General features: G+C 63.7%; 10 protein-coding genes and 1 tRNA gene. 7 read left to right on the plus strand and 4 right to left on the minus strand.

What is annotated here, in order from left to right; all coding sequences use genetic code 11:
• Positions 1 to 195 precede the first annotated feature (195 nt).
• Positions 196 to 3,429 carry an FAD-binding and (Fe-S)-binding domain-containing protein gene (locus BOH68_RS03845; protein ID WP_077371801.1) on the minus strand — a complete coding sequence of 1,078 codons (3,234 nt, stop codon included), beginning with the start codon at positions 3,427 to 3,429 and terminating at the stop codon, positions 196 to 198.
• Between the two features lie 350 nt (positions 3,430 to 3,779).
• Here BOH68_RS03845 and BOH68_RS03850 point away from each other — a divergent pair, with 350 nt between their 5' ends.
• From BOH68_RS03850 to BOH68_RS03870, 5 genes are all read left to right on the plus strand, one after another.
• Positions 3,780 to 4,637 (plus strand): pyrroline-5-carboxylate reductase family protein, encoded by an 858-nt coding sequence (locus BOH68_RS03850; RefSeq protein ID WP_077371804.1) that lies wholly within the window; start codon positions 3,780 to 3,782, stop codon positions 4,635 to 4,637.
• 197 nt (positions 4,638 to 4,834) lie between these two features.
• On the plus strand, positions 4,835 to 5,221 hold the full coding sequence (gene crcB, locus BOH68_RS03855) for a fluoride efflux transporter CrcB (protein WP_205700462.1): 387 nt from the start codon (positions 4,835 to 4,837) through the stop codon (positions 5,219 to 5,221).
• A gap of 135 nt (positions 5,222 to 5,356) precedes the next feature.
• Positions 5,357 to 6,634: a serine--tRNA ligase gene (serS, locus tag BOH68_RS03860; protein ID WP_077371807.1), complete on the plus strand. Its 1,278-nt coding sequence runs from the start codon at positions 5,357 to 5,359 to the stop codon at positions 6,632 to 6,634.
• 604 nt (positions 6,635 to 7,238) lie between these two features.
• The gene (cobA, locus tag BOH68_RS03865) at positions 7,239 to 8,036 is read left to right on the plus strand and encodes a uroporphyrinogen-III C-methyltransferase (RefSeq protein WP_255304421.1); all 798 of its coding nucleotides are present in this window, start codon (positions 7,239 to 7,241) and stop codon (positions 8,034 to 8,036) included.
• Between the two features lie 320 nt (positions 8,037 to 8,356).
• Positions 8,357 to 10,186, plus strand: a complete 1,830-nt coding sequence (locus BOH68_RS03870) for an acyl-CoA dehydrogenase C-terminal domain-containing protein (RefSeq protein WP_077371813.1) — start codon at positions 8,357 to 8,359, stop codon at positions 10,184 to 10,186.
• A 150-nt stretch (positions 10,187 to 10,336) separates the two neighbouring features.
• Here the strand turns inward: BOH68_RS03870 and BOH68_RS03875 are convergent, their stop codons facing one another.
• Positions 10,337 to 10,882 carry an Mpo1 family 2-hydroxy fatty acid dioxygenase gene (locus BOH68_RS03875; protein WP_205632710.1) on the minus strand — a complete coding sequence of 182 codons (546 nt, stop codon included), beginning with the start codon at positions 10,880 to 10,882 and terminating at the stop codon, positions 10,337 to 10,339.
• Between the two features lie 232 nt (positions 10,883 to 11,114).
• On the minus strand, positions 11,115 to 11,567 hold the full coding sequence (locus tag BOH68_RS03880) for a hypothetical protein (protein WP_077371816.1): 453 nt from the start codon (positions 11,565 to 11,567) through the stop codon (positions 11,115 to 11,117).
• A 216-nt stretch (positions 11,568 to 11,783) separates the two neighbouring features.
• Between BOH68_RS03880 and BOH68_RS03885 the strand changes: the two genes are divergently transcribed.
• Both BOH68_RS03885 and BOH68_RS03890 read left to right on the plus strand, forming a co-directional pair.
• On the plus strand, positions 11,784 to 12,110 hold the full coding sequence (locus tag BOH68_RS03885; RefSeq protein WP_077371819.1) for a YnfA family protein: 327 nt from the start codon (positions 11,784 to 11,786) through the stop codon (positions 12,108 to 12,110).
• A 332-nt stretch (positions 12,111 to 12,442) separates the two neighbouring features.
• Positions 12,443 to 12,709: a hypothetical protein gene (locus BOH68_RS03890; RefSeq protein WP_136938304.1), complete on the plus strand. Its 267-nt coding sequence runs from the start codon at positions 12,443 to 12,445 to the stop codon at positions 12,707 to 12,709.
• 378 nt (positions 12,710 to 13,087) lie between these two features.
• On the opposite strand, the gene BOH68_RS03895 is transcribed toward BOH68_RS03890, so the two are convergent.
• Positions 13,088 to 13,172 (minus strand) — tRNA-Leu (locus BOH68_RS03895).
• Between the last annotated feature and the right edge of the window lie 64 nt (positions 13,173 to 13,236).

Here is a 13,236-nt window from a genome sequence, read left to right on the forward strand (position 1 = left end):
GGAGTCAGCGAAAATGAGCGGTGCCACTGACGCGGTCACCGCTCATCGAATCGTCTTGTCTCGGCCAGGTGCCAACATCACGGCTGGCCGGAAGGGCGCAGACTAGCGATTGATTCCGTGGTATGCAACGTCGCGTTGCCTTATCGCGCTCCCCTCATGTCATTCCTCCTGCACGGCCACTGGGCCCCCTGGCTGTCACTGCGCGCGACGCACCAGTGGCAGCAGCGCCTGGAGGGGATGCGGCAGCTGACGTTCGGAGAAGCGTTTGCTCTGGCTGCGACAGGAATAACCACTGGCGACCAGCTTGCCCTGATTGGCCTCGTCCTCGACCACCGCCTTCCACGACAGCTCATAGATGGCACGTGAGGTCTCGAGATTGCGCGCTTCGTGACCATAGGTGCCGGACATGCCGCAGCAGCCGGTGGAGAGTGTCTCGAGGCTGAGACCAAAGGCGGCATACACCTGCTGCCAGGCCTTGGCGGACCCCGGCGCATTGGTGCTCTCGGTACAGTGGCTCAGGAGTGTCAGGCCCGGGTCCATCTTGCCCAGCACCGTCTTCGTGACACCCACCGGCAGCAGCTTGCGCAGGCTGATCAGCCACTCCTGAAGCAGCAGGACATCCGGCACGGCGTCCGGGCCGAGGGTCTTCACATACTCCTGACGATAGGTCAGGGTCATCGCCGGGTCGATGCCGACCAGCGGCACGCCGAAATCGGCGATCGCCTTGAGACGCTTGGCCTGGGCGCGCGCGGTGCGCTGGAAGGCGCCGGTGAAGCCCTGTACCTGCAGCGGCTTGCCATTGGGGGCGAAGGGCGCGACGAACACCCGAATGTCGAGTCGTGACAGCAGCTCGATGATGTCCATCACCAGCTGGGCCTCGAAGTGGCTGGTGAAGGCGTCCTGCACCAGGATCACGCTTCTGGCCTTCTGGGACTCGGTCAGGCGGCCGAGCTGGGTCGGGGTCGCCTCCGAGACGCCCCAGCTCTTGAGCTGTCTGCGCAGACTGGCGCGCGACAGGCGTGGGGCATCGACCATGCCGATCGGGCCTTCCAGCAGACGACTGACCAGGCGATTGGACAGCAGGCCGTTGTAGAGCGGCGTGACGCGCTCGGCCCACGGCAGCACGAACTCGAGGCTGCCGATCAGGTAATCGCGCAGCGGACGCTGATAGCGATGGTGATAGACCTCGAGGAAGCGGCTGCGGAAGTCCGGCACGTTGACCTTGATCGGACACTGGCCCGCGCAGGACTTGCACGCCAGACAGCCGGCCATCGCCTGATAGACCTGCTGATCGAAGCCGACCTCCTGAGCGCCAGTCTGCATCTGTCCACCACGACGCGCCTTCAGCGAAGCGCTGATACGCGCCGGCAGACGTGCCAGCCACAGGCCGGCCCCCTTGAGGCCCGGCGTCCGGGCGGCCTGCGCCTCGGCGATCACGTCCCGTCCGGCATTGCCTTCCAGACGCAGCCATTCACGCATCAGGCTGGCGCGCCCCTTGGGCGAATGGATGCGCTGACGCGTCGCCTTCCAGGACGGGCACATGGCGTCGTTGGGGTCGTAGTTGTAGCAGGCACCGTTGCCGTTGCAGTAGACGGCGCTGGCGTATTCCTGCCACACGCGTTCATCGATCTGGCGATCGAGATCGCCGCGCATGGTCACGTCATCGATGCGCATCAGGTGGGGGTCGAAGGCCTCGACGGCGCTGTCAGCGTGATCACGCTTGTCGCTCTCGCTCTCGCTCTCGCTCTCGCTCCCACCTTCGCTGGCGCCAGCGTCATCGACCAGCGTCACTGACAGGCGGGGCGAGGTGATCTTGCCCGGGTTGAGCTGATTGCGCGGGTCGAAGGCCGCCTTCACGTCCTGCAGCGCACCATAGAGGCTGCCGAAGAAGCGGGGGGCATATTCCGAGCGCACGCCCTTGCCGTGTTCGCCCCACAGCAGGCCACCGTACTTGTGGGTGAGGGCGGCGACCTCGTCGGAGATCTCGCGAATCATCGCCTGCTGGGCGGGGTCCTTCATGTCGAGTGCCGGGCGTACGTGCAGCACGCCGGCATCGACATGCCCGAACATGCCATAACGCAGGCCGCGGGCATCGAGAGCGGCGCGGAATTCGGCGATGTAGTCCGCCAGATGCTCCGGCGGAACGGCCGTGTCCTCGACGAAGGGCAGCGGACGGGCTTCTCCCTCGACATTGCCCAGCAAGCCGACCGAGCGCTTGCGCATGCCATAGACGCGACTGATCTGCGCACGCCCACGCGCCTCGGTGAAGCCGAGGCGCTCGACGCTGGTGTCACTGGCCAGATGCTCGCTGAAGGCGGCCACCTTGGCGTCCAGTGCCGCTTCGCTGTCGGCATTGAATTCAATCAGGTTGATGCCGCCGATGGCCGGGGAGCCCTCGGCACTGGCCGGGAAGAATTCCTCGACGCTGTCCCACACGAAATCCTGCATGGCCAGGTTGAGCACGGTGTCATCCACCGTCTCGATGGAAGTCGGACGGTTGCCCTCGACCGCCATCAGCGTCTTGGCGTCGCGCAGCGCGTCCATGAAGCTCGCGTAGCGCAGGTTGATCAGCGTCGAGCAGGGCGCGATGGGCAGGGCATTCAACTCGGCCTCGACCACGAAGCCCAGCGTGCCCTCGGCGCCGCACAGCAGACTGTTGAGGTTGAAGCGCCCATCGGCCTCGCGCAGGTGGGCGAGGTCGTAGCCGGTCAGGCAGCGATTGAGCGGTGGGAAGATGTCGGCGATTTCCTCGGCACGCTCATCGGCGATGGCGCGCGCGGTGCGGTAGATCTCACCGACGCGATCCTCACGTGCGCACAGTGCCTCGAGCTCGGCATCGTCGATGGCATGGCTCGCCAGTCGCGTGCCATCCAGCAGCACGCTGTCGAGCGTGATCACGTGGTCACGAGTCTTGCCGTATTCACAGCTCCCCTGGCCGGACGCATCGGTATTGATCATGCCGCCGATGGTGGCACGATTGGAGGTCGAGAGTTCCGGGGCGAAGAACAGACCATGCGGCTTGAGCGCGGCATTGAGCTGATCCTTCACCACCCCGGCCTCGACCCGTACGCGACGCTTCTCGACATCGATCTCGAGAATGCGGTTCATGTGGCGCGACACATCCACCAGCACACCATCATTGAGTGACTGGCCATTGGTGCCGGTACCGCCGCCACGTGGCGCCAGGGTGACCGCCGCGAAGCGGGGGGCGTTGGACAGCCGCGCGATGCACTGGATGTCCTCGGCATGACGTGGATAGACCACGGCCTGAGGCAGTACCTGATACAGTGAGTTGTCAGTCGACAACACGGTACGGTTGGCGTAGTCCGGACTGATGTCACCGGCAAAGCCTGCATCGCGCAGGGCGGCCAGGAAGTCCAGGTAGAGGGCATCGACGGGGGCAGGCGTATCCAGCAGGCGTTCGGTCATGATCTCGCTCGGGCAGTGAGTCGCGTCAGGCAGGCCACGTGGGCCGATGTGCCTAAGCTTACCTGAGCTGAAGGCGTGGCCCCAGCCTCAAGGGGCATCCTGCGCTGTCCTGTCAGGATAATCCGGTCATCCGAGTCAGGACTGACTACGCTTGAAAGGGGCTAGATTGCCGGGAAGTTCCCGCCACGCCTCGTTGTGGCACGCCCCTTCATGCGGGAGCTTCTCGAGGCAATCCCTCTTGCCGCATCCTCTGCCGTGAAGAAGCTACCGATGCAGGATATCGGCAGAGGCACCATCGACCGACACCCTTGTGGTTTGCTCGTTTCCTTTCTCTCAGCAGGAGCCGTTCCATGGCATCGTCATCCTATCCCTCGACCTCCACCTGCCATCGCGAATCCCGTCAGCCTCCTACGCGATTGGGGGTGCTGGGCGTGGGAGAACTGGCGGAGTCTCTTCTGGTCGCGCTGGCGCGAGGCTGCCTGCGCGATGGGCGCTCGCGGCATGATCTGGAGTTCCACCTCTCGCCGCGCAATGATGTTCGCAGCCACCGCCTGGGCTGGCGTTTCGGTGCCGTCCGCCACGCCAGCAACGTCGCGGTGTGCGAAGCCAGCCTCTGCGTGCTGGTCGGGGTCCGACCGCAGCAGCTGGAAGCGCTGGCCATGGAACTGCGTGAAAGCCGCGCTCTGAGCAAGGACCATCATCTGATGGTGATGGCGGCCGGTGTCTCACTCGCCAACCTGCAGCGCTGGTTCGCGCCGGCCAGGGTGGTGCGCGTGATGACGGGGCTGGCGGTATCCGAGGGGCAGAGCGCGCTCACGCTCTATCCGGAAGACCCCCTCACGCGGGACCTGCTCAGTCCGGCAGTCCGGCAGGTGATTGCCTTCGAGGAAGAGGCCGCCTTCGAGGCCAGCATGCTGGCAGTCTGCGTGAATGCCTGGCAGCTAGCCCAGCAGCAGGCGCTGCTTGACTGGTTCCAGACTGTCCCCGGCATCACCGGGCCGCAGGCCCGCCAGTTGTTGATGACCCAGATGCGTGATGCCCTTGCCCTGATGGAAGCCCACCCCGATACCCCGCCGGGCGAGCTTGCCTCGCGCATCGGCACGCCCGGCACCTGGACGGCACGCGGGCTTGAGCAACTGGGCGGCAAGGACGGTGCCCACCATCGGTGGCAGCAAGTGCTGGATGGGCTGAGAAGCGAGCTGAACTGATTCCATGTCCGTCGGTCATCACGGGCGGCGAGTCATGCTTTGCTGAACCCGTCTTTCCCGTGACCCGAGTTCCCCGCGTCCCGCGATTTTCTTACACTGGCAGTCAATGACATGCCTCAGGTGCGGCTGCGTACCTGAGGCATGGTCTTGTATTTCGACAGCTGGACGAGCCGCTGGCGGCTCATGACATGAGGCAGATGCGAGACATGGGAACCTGGTTGGCAGTAGCAGCGGGCGGCGCCATCGGCGCTCTTGGACGTTATCTGGTCAGTGGCTGGATCACGGGAACGGCGGGTCGAGGGTTCCCCTGGGGGACGCTCGGGGTCAATCTCCTCGGCAGCTGCCTGATGGGCTTCCTGTTCATCTGGGTCACCCAGGAGCTCAAGCTTGCGCCTGTCTGGCAGGCGATCATGGTGGCCGGCTTCACCGGCGCCTTCACCACCTTTTCCACCTTCGCCCTCGAAGCGCTCAATCTGATGATGAGCGGGCGCATGCTGGCAGGGCTGATCTACGTCGCGGTGAGCGTGGTGGCCTGTCTGGGCATGGTGGCGCTCGGCATGAAGCTCGCCCGCGCCCTGCTGTGAGCGACGGCCTGCCCCCGGGTGGCTGCCTCGGCATTGCGGCGGCTGCGAAGCGGGGCGTGGCTGAGGTAGACTAGTGCGCATGACCTTACCGTGCCGCGATGCGGCCTGAGTGAACTGACGAGAGAGCCTTCCCACATGCTGGACCCGAAACTTCTGCGCGCCGATCTTGACGCGACCGCCGAGCGCCTCGCACGTCGTGGCTATCAGCTGGATACCGAGGCCTTCGCCGCCCTGGAAGCGCGTCGCCGTGATCTGCAGATCGAGACCGAATCGCTGCAGAACGAGCGTAACACTCGCTCCAAGTCCATCGGCAATGCCAAGGCTCGCGGTGAAGACATCGCACCGCTGCTGGCGGAAGTCAGTGATCTGGGCGAGCGCCTCGACGCCGCCAAGAAAGAGCTCTCCGAGCTGCAGAGCAAGGCGGAGGCCATGGCCGCCAGCATCCCGAACCTGCCCAACGCCGACGTGCCGGAAGGCGCCGACGAGAATGACAATGTCGAGCTGCATCGCTGGGGCACCCCGCGTGAGTTCGATTTCGAGGTGCGTGATCACGTTGACCTCGGGGAACTCAAGGGGCAGCTCAACTTCGAGCTCGCCGCCAAGATCACCGGTTCACGCTTTGCCATCATGCACGGCTCCATCGCACGCCTGCATCGTGCGCTGGTGCAGTTCATGCTCGACAAGCAGACCCTCGAGCACGGTTACGAAGAGTTCTACGTGCCCTACATCGTCAACCGTGATTCCTTGATGGGCACCAGCCAGCTGCCCAAGTTCGAGGAAGACCTGTTCAAGCTCAATGACGATCGCGAATTCTTCCTGATCCCGACCGCCGAAGTGCCGCTGACCAACATGGTGCGCGACGAGATTCTCGACGCCAGCGATCTGCCGCTCAAGTTCACCGCGCATACGCCGTGCTTCCGCAGCGAGGCGGGTGCCTATGGTCGCGATACCCGCGGCATGATTCGCCAGCACCAGTTCGACAAGGTCGAGATGGTGCAGGTGGTCGAGGCGGACAAGAGCTATGACGCGCTGGAAGAGATGCGCGGCCATGCCGAGGCCATCCTGCAGGCGCTGGAGCTGCCGTACCGTGCCGTGACGCTGTGCACCGGCGACATGGGCTTCGCGGCGGCCAAGACCTATGACCTGGAAGTCTGGCTGCCGAGCCAGAATACCTATCGCGAGATTTCCTCCATCTCCAACTGCGAAGACTTCCAGGCACGTCGCATGCAGGCACGCGCCCGTGTCGAAGGACAGAAGAAGCCGCAGCTGGTACACACACTGAATGGCTCCGGCCTGGCGGTGGGACGTTGTCTGGTCGCGGTGCTCGAGAACCATCAGAATGCGGATGGTTCCATCAGCGTGCCGCAGGCGCTGCGCAGCTACATGGGCGGTGTGGACACCCTCAACGTCTGAGGCCCGCCGCGCAGCTCCGCTCGCGCCCCGAACCCCCGCTTCCTGCCGGAAGCGGGGGTTTTTCGTCTGCGGCTCTGCTACAACGTGCCTTCGGGGTCGTTATGCTTATTGGTTATTTTAGAGAGTGTTTCTTATGCTCTAAAATGCCGTTCATCGAAGGCTGCTACCCAGCCTCGCCCCGTTTGTGGATATGCCCATGGAATTTCTCAATCTCTCTTGTGATCCTTCACGACTCCAGCTGTGCCTGATCGGCGGTGGCCAGGAGGCGCTGGCGCTGGCCGAGCGCTTTGCCGGCCTGGGGGCGGATCTGTGTGTCTACGGCGATGCCCGAATGCCGGCGCTGGAGAGACTGTGCGGTCAAGAGGGCTGGGAAGTGGCCGATACGCTGTTGCCGGTGCCTGCACCCGGCCAGCTGTGGCTGGTCGTCACGGGTAGCGAGGGCCGGGACCGCGGTATCCTGCGCCACGCGCGTGAGCAGCACGTCATGGTGTTTGCGCCGCGTCATCCGGCGGACTCCAGCGTGCGTCTTCCGCCCCGGTTGGTCGCGGGCGAGGCGGTGTTGCCGGTGAAGGAGGAGGATCGCTTCACCGGCACGCATGGTCAGGTGGCGCTGGTCAGCGCCGGCCCCGGCGACCCGGAGCTTCTGACCCTCAAGGCATTGCGTCATCTGCAGCAGGCCGACGTGATCATCCATGATCGGCTGGTGAGTCACGAGATTCTGGCGCTGGCCAGGCCTGAAGCCCGCCGGCTGTATGTCGGCAAGGCGCGCAGTGACCACAGCGTGCCCCAGGAAGGCATCAATCAGGCACTGGTGGACTATGCGCGCGCTGGCCATCGCGTCGTGCGCCTCAAGGGCGGCGATGCCTTCATCTTCGGGCGTGGTGGTGAGGAACTCGAGACGCTGGCGGATGCCGGGATCAGTTTCGAGGTGGTGCCAGGTATCACCGCGGCCTCCGGTTGCGCCGCCTACGCCGGGATTCCGCTGACCCACCGCGATCATGCCCAGTCGGTGCGTTTCGTCACCGGGCACCTCAAGGATGGCAGCTGTGACCTTGACTGGGAGGCGCTGGCACGCCCCGCCCAGACCCTGGTGTTCTACATGGGGCTGGGCAGTCTGGCGCTGATCTGCGAGCAGTTGATCCACCATGGTCTGGCGGCCAGCACGCCGATCGCGCTGGTGGAGCAGGGCACTACCGCGCGTCAGCGCGTGCATGTGGCGACTCTGGCGGAGATGCCGGCACAGGTGGCGGGGCAGGGGCTCAAGCCGCCGACGTTGATCATCGTCGGGGATGTCGTCAGCCTGCATGATTCCCTCAAGTGGTTCTCGCCGACGGCCGACAGCAGCCTTGGCTGGGAAGATGGCAAGCACCCGACGCCGCTGGCCCAGGTGAACACTGCCTGAGAGAGGTGAGGCTTCGAGCATTCAAGTAATCAAGACGCCGCCCCGGTTCCTGCCGGGGCGGCGTCTTGCGTCATGAGGTCTCGTGGCGCGCAGCGAGCGTCGCGCGGTACGCCTTGGGCCAAGGTCGAGATGACGCAGACAGCGATTGCGCCTATTGTTTCAAGCAATCGTTTGAATCGCGGGTCGGACCCTGTCAGCGCTCCAGCGGCGCAGTGTCACGGTATTGCAGTGTCACGACGGAAGGCTCGCGGCCGACAGCACGCCATCACGAACCACGCCGTTGCAAGACGTCGTCGGAAGAGACCTGCAAGGAGAGTCACATGGCCAAGTATCAGGCACCGCTCAAGGATGCACGTTTCGTGCTCAACGAGGTATTCGCGGCCGAGCAGGAATGGGCGACCATGGAGGCCACTTCCGAGGTGAATGCGGAACTGGCCGAGGCGATACTCGAGGAAGGCGCGCGCGTGACCCAGGCAGAGCTGCTGCCGCTGAACCTGAGTGGTGATGCCGAGGGCGCGCGCTTCGAAGAGGGGCGTGTCACCACGCCCAAGGGCTTCAAGGAAGCCTATCGGGTGCTCGCCGAGGGTGGCTGGATGGGGTTGGGTGGCAACCCTGAATACGGCGGTCAGGGCATGCCAAAGATGCTCACCGTGGCCTTCGAGGAAATGCTCTACGCCACCAATACCAGCTTCGCGCTCTACCCGGCACTGAATGCCGGGGCCTGTCTGGCGATGGACAGTCATGCCCCTGAATCCGTCAAGCGGGTCTTTCTGCCGCGCATGTACGCCGGCGACTGGCTGGGCACCATGTGTCTGACCGAGCCTCACTGCGGGACGGACCTGGGCATGATCCGCACTCGTGCCGAGCCCCTCGAGGGTGATGACCCACTGCTGGGGCTGCCACGTTATCGCATTACCGGCACCAAGATCTGGATCACCGGTGGCGAGCACGACATGGTCGACAACATCGTGCATCTGGTGCTGGCCAAGCTGCCGGATGCGCCTTCCGGCACCCGCGGCATCTCGCTGTTTCTGGTCTCCAGGCAACTGCTCGATGCCGAGGGACAGCCCGCGACATCGAATGCGGTCAGCTGTGGGTCCATCGAGCACAAGATGGGCATCAAGGGCAGCGCGACCTGCGTGATGAACTTCGATGGTGCCGAAGGGGTGTTGATCGGCGAGCCGCACCAGGGGCTGGCGGCGATGTTCACCATGATGAACTACGAGCGCCTCTCCATCGGCCTGCAAGGGCTGGGGCTGGGGGAAGTGGCCTATCAGAGTGCGATGGATTTCGCTGCTGAACGTCTGCAGAGCCGCGCACCGACGGGCGCACAGGCACCAGACAAGCCGGCTGATCCGATTCTGGTTCACCCTGATGTTCGCCGCATGGCGCTGGAAACCCGTGTCTGGAACGAGTCCGGACGGGCCTTTGCCGTCTTCGTCGGTCAGCAGCTGGATCGCGTCAAGTATCACGCCGATGAAGCGGTGAAGGCTGATGCGGATGCACTGGTGCAATTCCTGACGCCGATCGCCAAGGCGCTGCTGACGGATCGTGGCTTCGATGCCACTGTCATGGCGCAACAGCTCTATGGCGGTAATGGTTATTGCGTGGAGTGGGGTGCCGAGCAGTACGTGCGCGATGCCCGCATCGCGATGATCTACGAAGGCACCAATGGGATCCAGGCGATGGATCTGGTCGGACGCAAGCTCTACCGCAATCGCGGGGGGTACGTGGCACGCTTTGCCGAGCAGGTCAGGGCCGAGCTTGAGGGACAGGATGACGACGAGCGGACCCGGCCGTTCGCCGAGGCCTGCCAGCAGGAACTGGCGCGTCTGGAGCGTGTCGCCGAGCAGTTGCTGGCCCGCGCGGATGACAATCCCGAGGAATTGGGGGCAGCGGCCTGCGATTTCCTCGACCTGGCCGGGCTGTGTGTCTACAGCTATCTGTGGTTGCGCATGGCGCGCGCCGCGGTACAGGGATTGGCGACATCGGGAGCCAGCGGGGAGGATTTCTACCGTCGCAAGCTGGCCATGGGCAACTACTTCGTCCAGCGGGTCTTGCCGCGCGCCGTCGCGCTGGAAGCCCAGATCGCGGCAGGTGCTGCACCGCTGATGGCCTTCCGTCTCGAGGATTTCGATCCGGCGCAGTGAGCCGTGCCGGTACGGCGAGCCATGCGATGATTCGGGCAACGGCTCATTCGTGACACTCTGAAACGCAAACGCCCAGCGATCCTTCCGGATCGCTGGGCGTTTGCGTTTCAGGCCTTTGCATTGCAGATCTTTGCAGGGCAGAGGGCGGACTCAGGCGTCGTCAGAGGAGGATTTGGATGCGAGAAGCCAGTCGCGCAGGTCGGGAAACAGTTCGACAAGTACGAACAGCGGACCGATGAGAAGCTGGCGCAGGTCATCGAGAAATGCGGGTTTTCGCCCCTCGAGCCGATGGCCGATGATCTGACCGACCCAGGCAAGCAGGAAGATTGCCACCATCAACGGGACCACTGGCCAGCGTAGGCCAAGCATCGCGAACATCGCGGCAAGACTGATCAGGCTCCAGACCAGCATCACCAGCGATGCGCGCCACGAGAGTCGGGCATAGAACCCGAGCGCAGCGAGGGTCAGCAGGCCGCCGGGCAGCATCCACAGTCCCGCGCCGGGTTCGCTGGACATCCCCTGGCCCCCCAGCAGCCGCCAGACAAGGATCAGCGTCGCGGTGAAGATGAGCGGTACACAGATGAGATGCAGACGAATATTGTCGGGGTGCCGATGGCTGGCCGAGTAGTGGGCCAGCGATTCCTTGAGGCGCGCCTGAGCGCCAAGACCCATGTGCGAGTGCGATGAGATGCCCATGTGAAGATCTCCTGACAGACATGATGAGTGCCCGGCTGGCGCGTGCGCAGCGGGATAGGTGGCGTGGGGAGGTCAGAGAGCATTGGCGTGATGCAGCAAGGTCCGGCAACCCTGCTGACTTTCATCATAGCGTATCGTGTCGGCCGGCAGGGTACAGGGCGGCTGTCAGCCTGGCCGGTCTGGGGTCTGTTGCGCCAGCGCGGGCGAGAAGGCGACAGCGCTGGCGGCGAATTCAGAGGTGGAACTGACCACAGGCCTCAGGCTGATGCAGGATGGCATCGACACGGATGATGTCGCTCAGGCCATCCTCGCAGGGCAGGGTGATCTGCTCGCCGACTGCCAGTCCCAGCAGGGCGATTCCCAGGGGGGACATGATGCACAGCGGGGCTATGGCCGGCTGAAGGGAAGGCGCGGTGGAGCCGAAGGCGAACGGAATGCATTCCTCGCTTGCGGGGTCTGGATAACGCAGCATCAGTTCATGATGGCCAGAGCGAGAGCCGGTGAGGCGCAGATGACTGCGCATGCTGACGTGATTGTTCGGAAAGTCATCCGGTGGCACGATCTCCGCCTGAATCAGGCGGCTTTCTAGGCGGGTTGCCAGCTCGTCATCATGCTGCTGGCTATCGATCAGGCGCTGAATGCGATCCGCGTCCAGACGGTTGATGATCAGACGTGGCCGAGTCATCTGCAGGTTCCTTGTCATCACGTCGCGTCGCGCTATGCTGCGCCGCAAGACGTCGCCAATCCTGGCATTGTTTTCGTGGGAAGCGGTTGGCGTCCGGGTGGCCCCGAGGTTCCTGTCAGCCGCAGGTCAATCCTATTCGCTTTTTCTCGTACAGGGGAGTCGTCTGATCACGACAGGTGATGAGGCGCTGTCATCTTTCCCTGCAAGGATATCGTCATGGCAATCGTATGGATCTATCCCTTGGCGGCACTGGCGGAAATTGCCGGCTGTTTCGCCTTCTGGGCGTGGTGGAAACTGGATCGCAGCCCTTTGTGGCTGATCCCGGGCATGATGAGCCTCGGTGCGTTTGCCTGGTTGCTGTCGCTGGTGGATGTCGATCAGGCGGGGCGAGCCTTTGCCATCTATGGTGGGGTATATATCGTCACCTCGCTGCTCTGGCTCTGGCTGGTGGAGCAACAGGTGCCGGGTCGCTGGGATCTGCTCGGCTCGCTGGTCTGCCTGCTGGGCAGTGCGCTGATTCTGTGGGGAGGGCGGGCGCAGTGAGTCCGCGGGCGGGCTCGCTGAGCCGGTCCCTGAACGCCTGGCGCTGATGGCGTGATCGTCCGCTGCAGCAGGCCGATCTTGTGGGACGAAGGTCTCATGACGGATGTCGGGAATGGAGGATTCCGTCAAGGCGCTACACTCCGTGCGCACCAGCGCGTTAGTATCAGAAGGACTCATGCTTTATTACCAGGATGCTGGATCACTGATGGATGCACCGAGACACCAACATGACAAGTGAACTGCTGTGGGGCCTTGGTGGGATAGTGCTTGGCGGCCTCGTCGGATTCTTGCTTGCACGCCATCTACCGCGTCGTCACGAGTGGAATGCTGCCGTGAGGCCACTGCTTGCGACACTTCGCGAGGCTGAGCCCGAGGTCATCGCCGGCAGACCTCTTGAGGTGCCCGGAGATCAGCTCGAGGCATTCCGTGCCGTGGCCTCGCACAAGGCGTTCTATCGCTTCACCAGCGGTGTCGAGTATCTGAATCTGCAACTGGCAGCGGCCGGTGAGGCGCATCATGATCGTCATGAGCAACAGGCACTTCTGGACGATGCGCGCCTGACGCTGGCGACGCTGCAGGACAGGCTGAGGCCTCGTTGAGCCAGACAAGAACAGAGAGGATGTCGTTTCCTCGATGCAAGCGGTTGGACGCTGAAAGGGGGCGCTGAAAGGGGGCGCTGAATCCGACAGGGAAACGACTGGAGTGTGACGACAGAGGGAGAAGCCAGGGGGAAACGGCTAGCGAGAACGGCAAGGGGAAATGACGGAGTACACAAGCCCGACGCCATGGGAATGCAGCGTGCGGCAAGCCACGACGAGAGATCGCGATACGCGTGAGAAGCACATGGAAAGTCGTATCCCATGAAAGGTCGCATCACACAGCAAGTTGCATCATGTGGACAGCGGACTGATGGAGCAGGGGATAGATCAGTAAAGACAGAGAGGATGCTTCGAGAGGGCATCAGCAGAATGTGCTGATGGTGCGGAAGGGGGGACTCGAACCCCCACACCTTGCGGCACCAGAACCTAAATCTGGCGTGTCTACCAATTCCACCACTTCCGCGAGAAGCTGGCGTGCATTTTACCTGCGATGCCTTTCAAGTCAATCGCTTGTGGCCAATTATCCC

The organism is Cobetia sp. MM1IDA2H-1, assembly GCF_002916775.2.
Classification (GTDB): Bacteria; Pseudomonadota; Gammaproteobacteria; order Pseudomonadales; family Halomonadaceae; genus Cobetia; species Cobetia marina.